Source organism: Micromonospora sp. CMU55-4 (assembly GCF_011602315.1).
GTDB classification, from domain to species: Bacteria; Actinomycetota; Actinomycetes; order Mycobacteriales; family Micromonosporaceae; genus Micromonospora; species Micromonospora chalcea.
On the sequence record NZ_JAAOLH010000006.1, the window covers coordinates 107,908 to 124,698 of the forward strand.

Annotated in this window: 12 protein-coding genes; 5 read left to right on the forward strand and 7 right to left on the reverse strand. The window is 69.8% G+C overall.

Features of this window, described 5'->3' with window-relative positions; genetic code table 11:
- Positions 1-141 precede the first annotated feature (141 nt).
- On the forward strand, positions 142-882 hold the full coding sequence (locus HA073_RS13090) for a GntR family transcriptional regulator (RefSeq protein ID WP_240925738.1): 741 nt from the start codon (positions 142-144) through the stop codon (positions 880-882).
- An 83-nt stretch (positions 883-965) separates the two neighbouring features.
- Positions 966-1,511, forward strand: a complete 546-nt coding sequence (locus HA073_RS13095) for an HD family hydrolase (RefSeq protein ID WP_166456492.1) — start codon at positions 966-968, stop codon at positions 1,509-1,511.
- Between the two features lie 457 nt (positions 1,512-1,968).
- On the opposite strand, the gene HA073_RS13100 is transcribed toward HA073_RS13095, so the two are convergent.
- The 7 genes from HA073_RS13100 to HA073_RS13130 all read right to left on the reverse strand — a co-directional run bounded on the left by HA073_RS13100 (position 1,969) and on the right by HA073_RS13130 (position 13,450).
- The gene (locus HA073_RS13100; RefSeq protein ID WP_166456493.1) at positions 1,969-4,422 is read right to left on the reverse strand and encodes a serine/threonine-protein kinase; all 2,454 of its coding nucleotides are present in this window, start codon (positions 4,420-4,422) and stop codon (positions 1,969-1,971) included.
- A 195-nt stretch (positions 4,423-4,617) separates the two neighbouring features.
- Positions 4,618-6,438: an acyl-CoA dehydrogenase gene (locus tag HA073_RS13105; RefSeq protein WP_166456494.1), complete on the reverse strand. Its 1,821-nt coding sequence runs from the start codon at positions 6,436-6,438 to the stop codon at positions 4,618-4,620.
- A gap of 16 nt (positions 6,439-6,454) precedes the next feature.
- Positions 6,455-7,915, reverse strand: a complete 1,461-nt coding sequence (locus HA073_RS13110; protein WP_166456495.1) for a 26S protease regulatory subunit — start codon at positions 7,913-7,915, stop codon at positions 6,455-6,457.
- Between the two features lie 145 nt (positions 7,916-8,060).
- Positions 8,061-9,233 carry an alanine--tRNA ligase-related protein gene (locus HA073_RS13115; RefSeq protein ID WP_166456496.1) on the reverse strand — a complete coding sequence of 391 codons (1,173 nt, stop codon included), beginning with the start codon at positions 9,231-9,233 and terminating at the stop codon, positions 8,061-8,063.
- A gap of 439 nt (positions 9,234-9,672) precedes the next feature.
- Complete coding sequence (locus HA073_RS13120; RefSeq protein ID WP_240925739.1) at positions 9,673-11,019, reverse strand: glycosyltransferase family 4 protein; 1,347 nt, start codon at positions 11,017-11,019, stop codon at positions 9,673-9,675.
- A gap of 185 nt (positions 11,020-11,204) precedes the next feature.
- Complete coding sequence (locus HA073_RS13125; protein WP_043324718.1) at positions 11,205-12,344, reverse strand: acyl-CoA desaturase; 1,140 nt, start codon at positions 12,342-12,344, stop codon at positions 11,205-11,207.
- A 14-nt stretch (positions 12,345-12,358) separates the two neighbouring features.
- On the reverse strand, positions 12,359-13,450 hold the full coding sequence (locus HA073_RS13130; protein ID WP_166456498.1) for a ferredoxin reductase: 1,092 nt from the start codon (positions 13,448-13,450) through the stop codon (positions 12,359-12,361).
- 83 nt (positions 13,451-13,533) lie between these two features.
- Between HA073_RS13130 and HA073_RS13135 the strand changes: the two genes are divergently transcribed.
- From HA073_RS13135 to HA073_RS13145, 3 genes are all read left to right on the forward strand, one after another.
- A complete protein-coding gene (locus HA073_RS13135) occupies positions 13,534-14,757 on the forward strand; it encodes a CdaR family transcriptional regulator (protein WP_166456499.1) in 1,224 nt (407 codons plus the stop codon).
- A 106-nt stretch (positions 14,758-14,863) separates the two neighbouring features.
- The gene (locus tag HA073_RS13140; RefSeq protein WP_166456500.1) at positions 14,864-15,859 is read left to right on the forward strand and encodes an Acg family FMN-binding oxidoreductase; all 996 of its coding nucleotides are present in this window, start codon (positions 14,864-14,866) and stop codon (positions 15,857-15,859) included.
- A 43-nt stretch (positions 15,860-15,902) separates the two neighbouring features.
- Positions 15,903-16,637 (forward strand): serine/threonine protein kinase, encoded by a 735-nt coding sequence (locus HA073_RS13145; protein WP_166456501.1) that lies wholly within the window; start codon positions 15,903-15,905, stop codon positions 16,635-16,637.
- The last annotated feature ends 154 nt before the right edge of the window (positions 16,638-16,791 follow it).

Here is a 16,791-nt window from a genome sequence, read left to right on the forward strand (position 1 = left end):
CCGGCCGGTGAGCCGGCATGCCCGTGCGCCAGTGTACGTGGATCGCTGCTCTCGCATTGACGTCGAGGGGTTCCTACCTGCCGCTCCCCCACGCTCTGTGGTCGACTGGTTGGGCTGACCGGAGGTGCCGCCGACATGCCAATGCCGCCTGCCTACTTGGCTATCGCCGCCGACCTACGTGCCGCGATCCTGTCCGGAGAACTTCCCGCTGGAGCCAAGTTGCCGTCCGAATCCGGCCTGATGCGCCAGTACGACGTGAGCCGGACCGTCGCCAAGTGGGCCATCGCCGTGCTGAAGGGCGAGGGCATCGTGGAGGGTCGCGCCGGATCTGGCGTATACGTCCGGGGCACCACCCGGCTGGTTCGTCACGCCCGGGGCCGCGACGTTCGCTCCGACGACGGGCCGACTTCCCCGTTCGCGCGCGACGCGGCCGGCGCCGGGCAGCAGGGCACCTGGGAGCACGACAGCCGACATGAGCGGGCCGATGAGCGAATTGCCGCCCGGCTCGGCATCGAGCCGGGCGCACCGGTGATGCGGACGTCGTACCGCTTCCTCGCCGACGGCGAACCGATACAACTCTCCGTGTCGTACGAGCCACTTGCCCTCACCGAGGGCACTCCGATCGAGTGGCCCGAGGTCGGAGAGATCAAGGGCGTCGTTGCACGCATGGACACCATCGGCGTACGGATCGACGAGGTTGTGGAGCGTGTCAGCCTTCGCTCGGCGACCGCCGACGAGGTCGAGGCGCTCAACCTGCCGGCCCGCACGTTCGTGCACACCATCGAGCGGACCTACACCGCGGGCGGTACGCCGGTGGAGACGGCCCACATCGTGCTACCAGGCGGCCGGTATGACCTCGTCTACCGTCTCCCCATCGACTGACGACTGGCGAGGGGGATGCGGTGTCGACGAGCTCAGCGGGTGAGAGGGCACTTCCAGTGGACAACGATCCTCATGCAGGAGCCATGAGCTTCATCTTCGAGGCCGGCGTGCTCAAGCGCGCCGCCCGGACCGGTTGGTGGTTCGCCGGTGTGAAGCACCCCGAGTCGATCGCCGAGCACTCGTTCCGCACGGCGCTCATCGGCATGATGCTCGCAGCCATGGAGGGCGCCGACCCGGCTCGCGTCTCGATGTTGTGCATCCTGCACGACACGCAGGAAACCCGGATCACCGACATCCCCCACGTCGCCAAGCGCTACCTCACCGCTGCGCCCAATACCGCCGTCACCGCCGACCAGGTCGCCGACTGCCCGCCCGCCGTAGCCGATCTGATCAACGCTGCCATCGCCGAGTACGAGGCCGGCGAAACCCTGGAAGCGGTCGTGGCCCGGGACGCTGACAAGTTGGAGTGCCTCGTCCAAGCGGTCGAGTACCGGCATCAGGGAGTCGCGGACGTTCAACGCTGGATCGACAGCTCGCAGGCGGCACTCAAGACACCGTCCGCCCAGCGCCTAGCTGACGCCGCTCTCAACGGCGCCCCCATGATGTGGCTCCACCACCCAGGGCCATGATGTGGCACGTCGAACATGATCTCGCGACCGACCCCGAAACCTGGGACAACCGGCCTATAACTCCCCTACACACGGAAGGCTGACGATGCCCAAGAAGAGGACAATTACGGTTGAGCTAAATGGGAACGCTACAGACGAAGAGTATGCCGAACTTGCGAATGCCCTTTGGGCTGTGGCACGAATGAGCCCAAGATTTGTGGGTGTACATCAAGATGGCATGACCGACGTGGACTACCTGAACGGGTGGTGGATCGAGAATTCGAGCATTCGCTGGCCGAAATAGTGAAAATGGCGAATCCCCACTAAGAAACAGCCTTCAAGAACGTGATACCCCCGCCGCTTCGGGCAAGGGCACGGGTATGCACCCTTATCCAAAGAAGCTTCATTTGAAAATGGGCTCGAAGATCGAAAGAGGACTCGCCGTATCCTCATTAGGTCAGCAGTGCACCGCCCAGGATCAAGTGGCGCGTGCAACTGCACCCAGCGCGGTCCTAGCGTCACGAAGCGCCTCGCTCGTGATCCGATAGCCATCGGGCTGCTGGAATGAGAGAAGCCGATCTATCAGTCGAAGCCCTCTTGCACTCAAGTTGCCCGCTGCGGTCAGCCGCAGGTCAGCCAAGGTTGCCCGACCAATCTCCGCACCTGCGGCTAGCTGCAATAAAGTCACACCGAGCTGGTACAGATCTACCTCATGTGTCCAATTTCCAAGGACGAAACCAGGAGGCAGATAATGGGCAGTAGCCGACACCGTCTCGACGGGAGAGCCAGCCCGCACCGATATGTTGAAATCAATCAGGACGGGGCCCTTGCTCTTACTTAGTATAACGTTGTCCGGCTTAATGTCTCGATGAACTACTCCGTGCTGTGCTTCGAAGATCGCCTGCGCGACGTCACCGTCCAACTCGTCATGCCGCTTACGGATTTCATCGACTGCGGCCGGGCGTGGGTGCATACGCTCTAGCGCCTCCAACAAAGCCACAGCCCATTTCAGAAGCATATGCTCATCCGGCCTAGTCGAAGCCTCGCAGAAATTTCGCAGCGTCGGCCCCTCTATATACTCCATGACTAGATACGGATCCCCCGACGGGATGTCTCCTGCATCTAGGATGCGAACGATATTGGGGTGATTCAGAGACTGTAAAATATCGAGCTCTCGCTGAACACTGCTGAGCTTGCCGTTGCGCACCACCTTGAGGGCAACGAATTTCCCACCATCATCTCGGGCCTTATAAACGGTTGCGAAGCCACCCGGCGCGCCAACAGCGTGAGCAACAGTGTAATCACCGACCTTATCCCCCGACTTCAGAAGGTGGCCGTATGGAAGCGCAGAACTCGGGCGGACTGGCTCCGAAAGCTGCCGTTGCAGGTAAGTCTGCAGAAGCCTAATGCATAAACTGGGCGTGGTATGGGGATCGCGACAAATCCCATACCCAACAAGGTGGCCCACGTCAGCAGGAGCGAGTCGCGCCCACTCTGCGAACTCCTGAACCTTGCCCTCCGCAAGGAGCGTCAGCAGAAAATACTCGTCTTTGTACTCGTCTTTTAGCGTCGAAACAAGCTGCGCAAGCAGAGGAGAACTCTCGATTAGGAGGTCTTGGGAGAGGCTGCGGACGTCGCGCTCCAATATCTTTATGATCTGATGGCGGCTCAGGTTCTTATTGTGAGCAGCCGAGCCAAGTGCCCGCAGAAGGGCGGGGTGCCCGCCGGTCTGCGCATAGCTCGCAGATAATGCAGGAGTTTCCCATGCAAGGCCTACTCGCCCACCGATTGTCGTCAGAAGATCGTACGCTTCTTCGATCCCTAGCGGCTTCAAATACTCGCGGGTGAAGTAGTTATAAACGGGATTGTCCTCGGGACCAACCTTCGCATCTTCGACACATTTAGGGTTAGTGCCTGAGATCGTGAAGGAAAGTCGCCCAGGGTACTGCTGATCAAGCCCTCTCAAGATTCGCCATATCTGAACGAAGGACTTCTGGGAAGACTCGCTCGCCCCCTGCGGGAGGATACGCTCAATTTCGTCGAGGAAAATCGCTACCCTACGCCGCCGGCTTGAGAGCAACAACCGTAGGTCATGATCGAAGAGCTCATAGACCGACGATGCATCATCAATATCAGAGAATAAGCCGTATTGGCCGAAGAGGCGGAATCCTCGGACGTCGCGGACATGACGATGAGAATCGTAAATCGCTTGCCCAATCGACCACAGCACATAATCAGAGTCCGGGCGGATTGCTGCCGCCCGCTGAAGGTCGATCTGAGCAACGAAGCAACGTCCGTCTTCACGTACCAGCTGGGCTAATCGATTTACCAGCGAGGTCTTGCCAATTTTGCGAAGGCCGAATATCCCCTGATGCCCACCGCCTGAGGTTATTTCTTGCCGCAACCGCTCGAGCAGCCGCCGACGGCCGAAGAAATCCTGGGTCTTGGTCACCGCACCAGGCAGGTCATAGAGGTCACGGGCATATGCCTGGGCCTGCAGCAACGCGCGAAAGTCCTGGTCGCCGTGTGGCTTGCACTTTCGAATCCTGTCAAGACTGAAGCCAACAAAGAGGGTCCCGCTGTCGTCGCTTATCTCCTTTACCTTGTCACCTGTCCGCCGGTCATCAGTTATGATGATGCTGACCGAACGACTGAGCCTTACACCATGCGCTTTAATGATGTCGGTTGCATTGTCCACTTCGCTGGCCTGCAGCAGATCATACTCTGCGACGAGCACAAGCACTTCTCTAGTCTCGCCGAGGGTCGCTTGCAGCTGATCCGACAGCTTCGCAAAATATCCCCAGACTCGGGGATTGGTAGTCTCCTTGACATATTCAATGGAAAGACCGCCAGCAGTAAGGGCCGCCGCGACGTCGCGCTTGTTGCGATTTCCGCCTAGGAACGCCTCTAAGGTTCGCTGATTGATCGACATCTCCCAGCTTTCTTGCCGTTGCGGGCGTCTTGTCGAACTGGTCAACTAGGCTAGCAACCGTAGCGATCAAACTGCGTGGGCAGTGTCAGATGTCAGACAAATGCTTGCGCAAATTTCGCTCTGCGCCGTACCGGCATCTGGAATCGCCGCTTGGGACGTGAGATGCGCTTTAATCCGGCGCGAATAGCCGTATCCTCAGAACCAGCTCTCGCGCATGTCCAGCGTCGTCCGGTCCAACCCCTCCAGCAGGTCGAACTGCGCCCCCACCTTCGGCAGCTCCCATCTGTAGAAGTACCGCGCCGCCTGCCTCTTCCCCGCCAGGAACTCCCCCTCGGCCCCGTCCGGTGACCCCAGCGCCTCCACCGCGAGCACCTGCTCCAGCCACATCCACGCGATCACCACGTGTCCGACCGCCTCCAGGTACACCGAGGCGTTCGCCAGCGCCAGCTCCGGATCGCCCGGTGCCCACAACCGCCGCGTCACCACGGCGATCCGGTCGACCGCGGCGGCGAGCTGTCCGGCCAGCTCGGAGGCGAACCCCTCGGCCTTCCACGCCCGGCTGATCGTGCCGCGGATCGTCTCCAGCAGGAGTTCCAGCGCGGCGCCGTCGCGCATGGTGACCTTGCGGCCGAGCAGGTCGAGGGCCTGGATGCCGTGGGTGCCCTCGTGGATGGCGTTGAGCCGGTTGTCGCGCCAGTGCTGCTCGACGTCGTAGTCGCGGGTGTAGCCGTACCCGCCGTGCACCTGGATGGCCAGGTCGTTGGCGGCCAGGCACCACTGCGCCGGCCAGCTCTTGGTGATCGGGGTGAGCAGGTCCAGCAGCAGTTGCGCCCGTTCGCGGTCGGCCTCGGCGGGCGCGGTCTTCTGCTCGTCGAGCAGCCGTCCGCAGTAGAGCACCAGCGCGAGCGCGCCCTCGACGTAGCTCTTCTGGGCCAGCAGCATCCGGCGTACGTCGGGGTGGGCGACGATGGGCACCTGCGGCGTGGTCGGGTCCTTGTCGGCGACCGGCCGTCCCTGCGGGCGCTGCCGGGCGTACGCGACGGACTTCAGGTACGCGGTGTAGCCGAGCGCCGTGGCGCCGGCCCCGATGCCGATGCGCGCCTCGTTCATCATGTGGAACATGACCGCGAGCCCCTGGTGCGGTTGTCCCACCAGGTAGCCGACCGCCCCGGCCCGCCCGTACGGCCGGTGCACGCCCTCGCCGAAGTTGAGCAGCGTGTTGGTGGTGCCCCGGTAGCCGAGCTTGTGGTTGAGGCCGACCAGCACCACGTCGTTGCGCGGCCCGAGGTTGCCGTCGTCGTCGAGCAGCACCTTCGGCACGATGAACAGCGACAGGCCCTTCACGCCGGCCGGCGCGCCGGGGATGCGGGCCAGCACCAGGTGGACGATGTTCTCGGCCAGCTCGTGGTCGCCGCCGGAGATCCACATCTTGGTGCCGACGATCCGGTACGTGCCGTCGCCCTGCGGCTCGGCCCGCGTGGTGAGGTCGGTCAGGGAACTGCCGGCCTGCGGTTCGGACAGGCACATGGTGCCGAAGAACCGGCCCTCGACCATGGGGCGTACCCAGGTGTCGATCTGCTCGGCGCTGCCGTGGGCGAGCAGCAGGTTGGCGTTGCCGAGGGTGAGCATCGGGTACGCCGACGTGCCCACGTTGGCGGCCTGGAACCAGGCGAACGCGGCGGCGGCCACCGTGTGCGGCAGTTGCAGGCCGCCGACCGACTCGTCCATGGTGGCGGCGAGCAGCCCGGTCTCGGCGAACGCCTCCAGCGCGGCCTTGACCTGCGGGATCGTCCGTACGCGCTGCCCGTCGAACGTGGGCTCGCTGGTGTCGGCGGCCCGGTTGTGCGGGGCGAAGCGCTCGGCGGCCACCTGGGCGGCGAGGTCCAGCACCGCGTCGACGGTCTCCCTGGTGTGCTCGGCGTAGCGGGGTCGCTCGGTCAGCCGGGTCACGTCCAGCCAGTCGTGCAGCAGGAACGTGAGGTCGCGGCGGGACAGCAGCAGATCGGACGAGGACAACGTGGACTCCTTCCGGTCAGCCGCGGCGCAACCCGGCGACGGCCTCCCGCACGTCATCCTGACCGATCGGAGCCGGCGGCGCACCCTCCGCCGCTTCCCGGAGCGCCTTGGCGAGTTGCACCCGGCGCAGCGCCTCGCGAAGGTCCGCGCCGGTCAGCCCGGCCGTGTCGGCGGCGAGAGCGGCCGGGTCGAGGTCGTCGGCGAACATCCGAAATCCCGGCCGCTCGTGCTTGTCGATCAGCTCGCGGATCATCTTGGTGAGGATCTCCGCGCGTCCGGTCTCGTCCGGCGCCGGAATGGCGATCTTCAGGTCGAAGCGGCCGGAGCGGATCAGCGAGGCGTCGACGCGGTGCGGAAAGTTGGTGGTGGCCACCACGATGACGTCGGGGTTCTCCTCGAACAGCGTGTTCATCTCCTGCTTGAAGATGCCCGCGACGGCGTTGACGGCCTGGCTGGCCGCGTCGCCGCCGGCGCCGGCGTAGCTGATGATCGAGTCGAACTCGTCGAACAGCATCACGGTGGGCCGCCGGTAGCGGCGCGCCTCCCGGAAGATGCGCTTGATGTTGCGTTCCGAACCGCCGAGGTACTTGTCCAGGATCTCCGGGGTACGGATCTCCACGAAGTCCGCGCCGACCTCGTTGGCGAGGGCCCGGGCCAGCATGGTCTTGCCGGTGCCGGGCGGCCCGTACATCAGGATGCCCTGCGGCCGGCGCGCGCCCCAGCGGGCCATCGCCGCCGGGTGCCGGAACGACACCGCCACCTCGCGGAACTGCGCGACCACGTCGGGCAGGCCGCCGACCTGGTCGAGGGTCACCGCCGCGCTGCGCGGCCCGGCCACCGCGACCGGTCGCCGCCCCACGACGTACGTCCGTCCGCGCAGCACGGTCGGCTCGTCGCTGTGGCCGGACAACTCGCGTACGGCCTGGAGCAGCAGGCCGACCATCGCCGTCAGGTGCGCCGGACCCACGTCGGCGCTTGGTACGTCGGCGTGGATGCGTACCGTGCCGTTGTCCTGGTCGACGCGGGGCCGCAGCCCGGCTTCCCGGGCCACGCGCAGCACCTCCCGGCCGGCCTCGTCGCCGGGCGGCGCGGCGAGCGTGGCGACCGGTCGCGGCCAGATCCGCCGTCCGGCCTCCGCGGCCATCCGGCCCACCGCGGCGGCCGGGCCGTCGCCGCCGCGGGCGGCCAGCCGCTCGGCGAGCAGCACGCCGACCGGCCCGGCCAGACCGAGAGCGAGCAGGCCCGCCGGCGTGCTCTCCACCCGCAGGTACGCCTCGAAGCGGTGCGCCGGCTGCCCGTGCGCGGTGTCGGCGCGCACGGTGCAGAGCACCTCCCGCACCGGGGCCGGGAAGTCGCCGTCGACCAGCAGCTCCACCGGCCCGTCGACGGCGGCGGCGAGCAGCCCCGCCGCGTCGGCGATGCGCACCTCGGCGCCGAGCAGCGGCACCGTCTCCTCGTCCGGCCGTACCTCGGTCATCGGCAGCCCTCTCCTCACGGCGGCGTCCGCTTCCCTCGCGTGGCGTCCGCCTCCGAGTCTGGCACCGGCCCGGCCGGGCGGCCACCGCTGAGCCGGCTGCTGCTCCCCGGCTGGTGCCCGCCCGGCCCGCTCCCCCGGCCGCTGCTCAGCTCGTCTCGGCGAGCAGGCCGTCGACCAGGTCGCGGGGCAGCCCGTGGGTGTCGTGCAGCCAGTGGTAGTCGCGCTCGGTCAGCGGGCCGCGCTCCCGTACCCGGTCCACGAGCGGCCGTCCGCGTCGCAGCAGCCCGCGGAAGCGACGTTCCTCGTCCACCAGCGTCGCGTGCAGCGAGCCGACGTCGACCGGCTGACGGAAGCGGCGCAGCGTGTCCGCGTACAGCTCGGGCGGCAGCCCGTCGAGGCTGCGCGCCGGGTCGTCGCGCCACAGCACGGTGAGCGCGCGGCGCAGCAGCCGCCGCAGCACGTACCCGCGGCCGGTGTTGCCGGGGCGTACCCCGTCACCGAGCACGACCACCGCGGACCGCAGGTGGTCGGCGACCACGCGCAGGTCCTCGTCGCGCAGGTCCCACCGGTCCCCTACCGCGTCCACCCACCGGCGCAGCCCGTCGCCGGTGAACACGGACCGGTCGCCGCGCAGCACCATCTCCAGCCGTTCCAGGCCCATGCCGGTGTCGATGCTGGAGTGCGGCAGCGGCGTGAGCCGCCCGTCGGGGTGCCGGTGGTAGCGCATCTGCACGTGGTTCCACACCTCCACCCACCGCGCGTCGCTGCTGGGCGTGCCGGTGGGCGGGCCGTCGCCGGTCCACACGAAGATCTCCGAGTCCGGTCCGCAGGGGCCGGTCGCGCCGTTGGACCACCAGTTGTCCTCGCCCAGCGCCTCCACCGGCACACCGAGCCCGGTCCAGGTGTCCCGCGCGGTGTCGTCCGGCCCTTCACCGTTGCCGCCGCCGAAGACCGTGGCGTGCAGCCTCTCCACCGGGATGCCGAACCCGTCGGTGAGCAGGTCGAAGCCCCACCGCAGGCTGGTCGCGATGTCGTAGTCGCCGAGCGACCAGGAGCCGAGCATCTGGAACACGGTCAGGTGGGTGTCGTCGCCCACCTCGTCCAGGTCCGTGGTGCGCAGGCACCGCTGCACGTTCGCCAGTCGCCGCCCGCCCGGGTGCGGGCGTCCCAGCAGGTACGGCGTGAGCGGGTGCATGCCGGACGTGGTGAACAGCACCGGGTCGCCGGGCGGCGGAACGAGTGAGCTCTCCGGCGCGCGCTGATGGTCGTGCCGGTGGTAGTGGTCGAGGAACGTCCGGGTGATGTCGTCGGGTGTCATGGCGGGTGCCTTCCGGGTACGGGTGACCGGACGGCCCGCCGCGCGCGTTGGCGTCGACACGACGACGCCGGCGGACCGTTTCCGGTCGCCGGCGTGGGTGTGGGGCAGGTCAGGCGGCGGCAACCGGCGAGCGGGAAGCTCGCGCGGCCGCGGCGGTAAGGCTGCGCCTGCTCTGCATACCTCGACGCTAGCCCGGCCGCCCCTGTCCCGCCCACCCCTTTTCCCGCGCCCCGCCCTCGCCCTCGCCCTGATCAACACCACTCCCCCGAAATGGCGGGGTCGGCGCCCCTCGGATGCCGCCACTTCGCCGAGCTGGAGTTGACCATGCCGCCCCCGGGGTGCGGGTGGAACGCCATGGGTGTCAAAACGGGCCGGAGACACCCGTGGTGTTCCACCCGGGCGAGGCGGGAAGCGGGAGGTGGGTGGCGGGCGGTGGGCGTCAGCGGATGGGGGTGAGCAGGCGGCGGTAGAGGGCGTCGAGGCGTTCGGCCTGCGCCTCCCACGTCCACCCCGGGAGCGGGGAGTCCTCACCCTCGTACGCGGCGCGGTAACGGGCCGGATCCGCGAGCACCGCCCGCACGGCATGGGCCAGGTCGGCGGCGTCGCGGGCGCGGAACACCTCGCCCTGCCCGGTGGCCCGGACCGTCTCGGCCATGGTGCGGACGTCGCTGACCACGATCGGCAGCCGCGCGTGCGCGTACTCGAAGAACTTGGTGATCAGCGCGATCTCGTGGTTGGGCCAGTGGTGCAGCGGGATCAGCCCGATGTCGGCGGTGGCGAGGAACGCGACGAGCTGGCGGTGCGGCACGTACGGCAGCACGTGCACCCGGTCCCCCACCCCGTGCCGGGCCGCGCGGGCGACGACCTGGCGGACGTAGGCGGCGGCCGGGTCGGCGACGACAAGCGCCAGGTGTGCGCCGGGCAGCAGCGGCAACGCCTCGACCACCGTGTCCACGCCGCGCTGCACGGCCATCGCCCCGCTGTAGACCAGCAGCGGCGTGTCCGGTGGCAGACCGCAGCGCTTCCGCAGATCGGGAGCGGATGTCTCCGTGGTGGCGGCGATCGGGGCGTTGAGGATCACGGTCGGGCGTTCGGGCAGGGCGTGGTCGCGTACCAGCAGGTCGGCGAGCGTGTCGGAGACGGTGACGACCGCGTCGGCGTGACCGACGTACTCGCGGACGTAACCGAGGTGGGCGGGCAGCCAGCGGGCGTTGTCCCGACGCGGCCGCGCGCCCGGCAGCCACTCGTGCGCGTCCCAGACCAGCTTGACGTCACGTCCGGCGGCGCGGGCGCGGTCCACGGCGCGGGCGGCGACGCCGAGCATCCGGAAGTCGTGCGCGTGGATCAGGTCGGGGCGCAGGTCGTCGACGACCGGTCCGGCGACCCGTTCGTAGTCCCAGAGGCCCGGCTCCAGCCGCCGCCAGGCCCCGTCGCGCAGCCGGGCCCGCCAGAAACGGACCTCGGCGTGCTCGACGGGCCGGCGGGCCAGCCGCGCCGCGCGCAACGGCAGTCCGCCCCGGGCCACCAGCCGAGCCCGCAGCCCGGACACACCGCGCAGACCGGACACGCCACGCAGCCCGGAGCCGTCGCACGAACCAGCGTCACGGCCCGAGGCGGCAACGGCGGCGAGCGGCAGGACGCGTACCTCGGCGTCGCCGAGCCGCCAGCGGCGTTCGGCGTCGACGTGGGCGCAGCCGATCAGCGTGACGTGCCAGCCGGCGTCGGCGGCCGAGCGGGCCGCCTTCTGCACCCGCGAGTCACCCTCGACCGCGTTGTCGACGAGCATGACCACGCGCCGCATCGGCGTTCCACCCCTTCACCCGTACGCCCGGACGGGCGCGAGTGTACGGGGACGCGGGGCTGTCAGGACGGCCGCGAAGACCGCTCTGAGCTGGTCGGATTCCGACTGTGCAGCGGCTGGTCAGGTACCGGCCGGTGGAAGTTCACCGGCCGTGCACCGAACGGTCGCGGTCAGGCCGTGCCGGAGGAGACCAGCGGGGCCGGGGCGACCGGCTGCCGGCTGTCGTTGCGGTTGGGCAGCGACAGGCGGATGACCTTCCACCACGCGGAGGCGACCTGCTTGGGCAGCGGGCCGGTGGTGTAGTGCAGGCCGTACCTGTCGAACAGCGCGCGTACCTGCGGCGCGATCTCCTGGTAGCGGTTGCTGGGCAGGTCGGGGAAGAGGTGGTGCTCGATCTGGTACGACAGGTTGCCGGTCATGATGTGCAGCAGCCGGCTGCCGCTGATGTTGGCCGAGCCGAGCATCTGGCGCAGGTACCACTCGCCGCGCGTCTCGCCCTCGATGGAGGTCTTCTCGAACGTCTCCACGCCGTTCGGGAAGTGCCCGCACATGATCACCGAGTGGCTCCACACGTTGCGGAGCAGGTTCGCGGTGAACGTGGCGGCGAGCGTGGTCAGGAACGAGGGGCCGGACAGCAGCGGGTGCACCACGTAGTCCTTGAGCACCTGGCGGCGGATCTTGCGGCCGACGGCGCGGGCCTTGGCGCGGAACTTCGGGTCCTTGAGCTTGCGCTGCTTGAGGTGGTCGCCGAGTTCCATGTCGTACGCGGCGATGCCGTACTCGAAGAACATGGCGTTGATCAGGTTCCACAGCGGCTGGCCGAGGTGCATCGGGTGCCACGGCTGGTCCTCGTCGACGCGCATGATGCCGTAGCCGAGGTCGTTGTCCTTGCCGACGACGTTGGTGTAGCGGTGGTGCAGCTCGTTGTGCGACTGCTTCCACTGGTCGGCCGGGGAGACGTGGTCCCACTCCCAGGTGGTGGAGTGGATCTTCGGGTCGCGCATCCAGTCCCACTGGCCGTGCAGGACGTTGTGCCCGATCTCCATGTTCTCCAGGATCTTGGCGACCGTGAGGCCGGCCGTGCCGACGATCCAGGCCGGCGGGAACAGCGAGAACAACAGCACCGCGCGACTGCTCATCTCCAGTGTCCGCTGGGTCTTGACCACCTTGCGGATGTAGCGGGCGTCCCGCTCCCCCCGGTCGGCGAGGACCCGGTCCCGGATCGCGTCCAACTCCTTGCCGATGATCTCGATGTCCTCGGCGCTCAGGTGGGCGATCGGGTTGACGGCCTTCTTCTGGATGACGGTCACGTGGGTGGCTCCTGTCAGAGATCGATGTCGCAGGTACCGGCGGCGGCCGACACGCACGTCTGGACGAGCACGCCGTCCCCCGGTACGGCAGTGGTGACGTCGCCGTTGCGCAGGTCACGGACGGCGCCCTGGCGCAGCGGTACGACGCAGCCGAAGCAGATGCCCATCCGGCACCCGGAAGGCATCAGCACTCCGGCGTTCTCCCCCGCGTCGAGCAGGGTGGTGGCGCCGTCGGACTCGACGGTCACCCCTGCTCCGGTGAAGGTCACCGTGCCTCCCTCGCCCGGCGTGATCACCGTCGGGCGGAACCGCTCGGTGTGCAACCGTTCGACGAGGCCGTTCGAGGACCAGTACCCCTCGACCGCGTCGAGCATGCCGATCGGGCCGCAGGCCCACGCCTCGCGGTCGAGGTGGTCGGGCACCAGGGCGGCGAGTTCGGCGACGTCGAGCAGGCCGTCGGTGTCGGTGTGCCGCTCGACCAGCCGCAGCGCGCCGCGGTCGGCGAGCCCGCGCAGTTCCGTACCGAAGATGACGTCGTCGCGGGTGGGCGCGGAGTGCACGAGCACCACGTCGGCCCGGTCGGCCAGCCCGGAGCGCAGCATCCCCATGACCGGGGTGATGCCGCTGCCGGCGGTGAGGAACAGGACCCGCTCGGGCGTCGCGCTCGGGAGCACGAAGTCGCCCTGTGCCTGGTCGAGGTGGATCAGCGTGCCGGGCCGGAGCCGGCGGACGAGGTGGTTGCTGACCTTGCCGTCGGGGATGGCCTTCACGGTGACGCTGATCCGGCCGTCGGGGGCGTCCGGCGCGGAGGTGACCGAGTACGCGCGCCACTGGCGCACGCCGTCGACGTCGACGCCGAGGCGGATGTACTGCCCGGGCAGGTGGCCCTGCCAGGCGCGGCCGGGCTGGATCACCAGCGTGGCCGCGTCCCGGGTCTCCGGGCGGACGGCGACGATCCGGCCGCGCAGCGGGGCGCCGGCGCGCAGCGGCGCGATCAGGTCGAGATAGTCGTCGGGCAGCACCGGCGTGGTGACCGTTCCGGCCAGCCGCAGCAGCCTGTCCCGGAAGGTGACCTTCTGAGGGCGGCGGGAGGCAGTTGTGGTCATATGACCAGCGTGACCGCCCGATCGCATAACATCTTGACCGGCAAAGGTGAAAAGGTCGCGGGTTTTTGTTCGGAGGGAACAACATGACGTTGGAGGCCGGCACTGGGCAGCGCGCCGCGCACCTCAACCTCGAGGCCGGCATGGCCGCGACGCTGCGCGGCCGGCTGCCGATGGTCGCCGAACGGACCGTCTCCGCGATCACCGCCGAGGTGCCGGACTACTCCGGCGCACTCACCGGCGCCATGCGGGCGAAGATCGAAAACGCGGTACGCATCGCGCTCGGCACGTTCCTCCAGCTCATCGAGGGTACCCAGGCGTTCGACCCGAGCACTCCCCTGGCCCCGGCGCTGGAGGCCGCGTACGCGCTGGGCAGCGGTGAGGCCCGCTCGGGGCGCAGCATGGACGCGCTGCTGGCCGCGTACCGGGTGGGCGCCCGGGTGGCCTGGCGTGAGGTGTCCACCACGACGGTGCGCAGCGGGCTCGCCGCCGAGACGGTGGCCGAGTTCGCCGAGTTGATGTTCGCGTACATCGACGAGCTGTCCGCGGCGAGCGTGGCCGGGCACGCCGACGAGCTGGCCAGCGCCGGCCGGATGCGCCGCCGCAGCCTGGAACGGCTCACCCAGCAGCTGCTGGCCGGTGAGCCGGAGGAGTCGCTGCGGCGCAGCGCGGAGCGCGCCGACTGGCCGCCGCCGCAGACGCTGACGGTGGTGCTGCTGCCCCGCCGGCACCTGCGCGCCGTGCTGGCGCTGCTCAGCCCGCACACGCTGGAGAGCGGCGAGGACCTGCCCGGCATGAACCCGGTCGAGGAGCTGGCCGTACTGCTGGTGCCGGACATGCACGGCGGCCGGCGCCGCCAGCTCACCCGGCTGCTGCACGGGCACCGGGCGGTGCTCGGCCCGGCCCGCCCCTGGCACCGGGTCGCCGCGTCGTACCAGCGGGCCACCCGGGCGCTCGCGCTCGGCCTCGGCGAGCCGGACGCCGGACCTGTCGACACCGAGCGTCACCTGGCCACGCTGCTGCTCAGCATGGACCCGGAGGCCCTGGCCGACCTGCGCGCGCAGGCCCTCGCGCCGCTGGCCGCGCTACCCCCGGCCACCGCGCACCGGCTGGCCGAGACGCTGCGGTCGTGGCTGCTGCACCAGGGACGCCGCGACGACGTGGCCGCCGACCTGTTCGTGCATCCGCAGACCGTCCGCTACCGGATGGGCAAGCTCCGCGAGCTGTTCGGCGACCGGCTGCTCGACCCCGCCGCCGTCCTCGACCTCACGATCGCGCTGGCCGTACCCCCGGAGCCGGACGCCGCCTGACGCCGCGCCGGGGCGCACGGCCCGGTGCGGCCGGGACCTCCGGCCCTGTCCGCCCGCGACGGCGGCGGGCAGGGTCGGAAGGGGACGAGCAACCAGGAGGGCCGCCATGAACAGCACACCGACCCGCACCGGCCAGGACCCGAGGGTACGGGTGCTGGAGGCGGCCGCCCGGCAGTCCCTGCACGCCCCGTCGGTGTTCAACACCCAGCCCTGGCGCTGGCGGATCACCGCGGACGCGCTGGAGCTGCGCGGCGACCCGGATCGGCAGCTCACGCACACCGACCCGGACGGCCGGTTGCTGATGCTGAGCTGCGGCGCCGCCCTGCACCACGCGCGCGTGTCGCTGGCGGCGTTCGGCTGGGCGGCGGTGGTCGAGCGGCTGCCCGACCCGTCCGACCCGTCGTTGCTGGCCCGGATCCGCACGACCGGCCCGATCGACCTGGACGTGCCGGCGGGCCGGCTCGTCGACGCGATCCCGCGCCGTCGCACCGACCGGCGGGCGTACGGCGACCGGCCGGTGCCGGAGGCGGTGCTGGCCCGGCTCGGGGACGCCGTCGAAGCCGAGGGCGCCCACCTGCACGTGGTCCGGCCGGACCAGATGCCGATGCTCGCCGTGTCCACCGGCCGCGCCGCCGAGGCGGAGCTGGCCGACCCCGCGTACCGGGAGGAGCTGAACCGGTGGACCAACCGGCCGGCGGGCAGCGGCGACGGAGTGCCCGCAGCCACCGCCGTGCGGCCCTCCCCACGGCGGGTGCCGCTGCGCGACTACGCGCCCGGCGGGGCGGCCGGCCTCAGCGCGGGCACGGACTTCGACCGCGGCGCGGCGTACCTGATCCTGTTCGGCGAGGGCGACGAGCCCGCCGCCTGGCTGCGCGGCGGCGAGGCGCTGTCGGCGCTGCTGCTCACCGCCACCGCCGAAGGGCTGGCCAGCGCGCCGCTCAGCGACGCCGTCGAGCTGGCCTGGCCGCGCCGGATGATGCGTGACCTGCTCGCCGGCATCGGCAGCCCGTACCTGATCGTGCGCGTCGGCTGGGGCCCGGAGGCCGAGCTGCCGCCGGCGCCGCGCCGCGCGCCGGCCGACGTCATCGAGGTGGTGGACTGACTCCGGCGGCCGGCGCGGTCCTGCTTCGTCGTAGCCTCGACGTGTGTGGGATCTGGACCCGGCCGCCGCGTTCGTGGTCTTCGGCGACCAGGACTCCGGGTGCGTCTCCTACGGCGTGGAGGCGGCGGGCCGGCGCTGGTTCGTCAAGCGGGCCGCGACGCCTGCGGCGCGTGAGTCGCTGACCCGCGCCCTGGGCCTGCACGCCGCGGTCCGGCACCCCGCGCTCGTGCGGCCCGAGCTGGTACGCGACGGCGCCGACGGCCCGACCGTCGTGTACCCGTGGCGCAACGGCGTCGTGCTCAACCACGCCACCGTCCACGGCAGCGACCGGGCCGGGCTGGCCCGCTTCCAGCGGCTCCCGCTCGCCGAGGTACGCGCGGCGCTGGACGCGATCCTCGACGCGCACGTGGCGGTGAGCGCGGCCGGGTACGTGGCTGTCGACCTTTACGACGGCTGCTTCCTCTACGATTTCGACGCCCGCCGGATGTGGCTGATCGACCTGGACGAGTACCGGCCGGGGGCGTTCGTGCTCGACTCCGACCGGCTGCCCGGGTCCCGCCGCTACCTGTCGCCGGAGGAGCTGACCCGGGGCGCGACCATCGACGAGCGCACCACCGTGCACGCGCTCGGCCGTACGCTGCACCACCTGCTCGACGGCCCGTCCGGCTGGCGCGGCACCACCGCGGAACGCGCGGTCGTCGACCGGGCCACGCGCGCCGACCCGGACGCGCGGCACGCCACCGTGGCCGCCCTGGTGCGCGACTGGCGGGCTGCCTGACCCTTATCCGGCTGCCGCTTCACCGCCTTCAGCGCCCCGCGTCCGGACCGAGGGCGTGACTTTCCGTCACCTCGACCCCATCCAGCACCTCGTCACAGTGAGTGAGAGGCGGTTTCCTCGGCGAATGCACCACCCTTCCGGGCGCACCACACCT

Bases quoted from the DNA above. Each gene is read 5' to 3' on its own strand.
- HA073_RS13095 (WP_166456492.1), top strand. From the start codon at position 966: ATGAGCTTCATCTTCGAGGCCGGCGTGCTCAAGCGCGCCGCCCGGACC.
- HA073_RS13135 (WP_166456499.1), top strand. From the start codon at position 13,534: ATGACGTTGGAGGCCGGCACTGGGCAGCGCGCCGCGCACCTCAACCTC.
- HA073_RS13090 (WP_240925738.1), top strand. From the start codon at position 142: ATGCCGCCTGCCTACTTGGCTATCGCCGCCGACCTACGTGCCGCGATC.
- HA073_RS13140 (WP_166456500.1), top strand. From the start codon at position 14,864: ATGAACAGCACACCGACCCGCACCGGCCAGGACCCGAGGGTACGGGTG.
- HA073_RS13130 (WP_166456498.1), bottom strand. From the start codon at position 13,450: ATGACCACAACTGCCTCCCGCCGCCCTCAGAAGGTCACCTTCCGGGAC.
- HA073_RS13120 (WP_240925739.1), bottom strand. From the start codon at position 11,019: ATGCTCGTCGACAACGCGGTCGAGGGTGACTCGCGGGTGCAGAAGGCG.
- HA073_RS13115 (WP_166456496.1), bottom strand. From the start codon at position 9,233: ATGACACCCGACGACATCACCCGGACGTTCCTCGACCACTACCACCGG.
- HA073_RS13100 (WP_166456493.1), bottom strand. From the start codon at position 4,422: ATGTCGATCAATCAGCGAACCTTAGAGGCGTTCCTAGGCGGAAATCGC.
- HA073_RS13110 (WP_166456495.1), bottom strand. From the start codon at position 7,915: ATGACCGAGGTACGGCCGGACGAGGAGACGGTGCCGCTGCTCGGCGCC.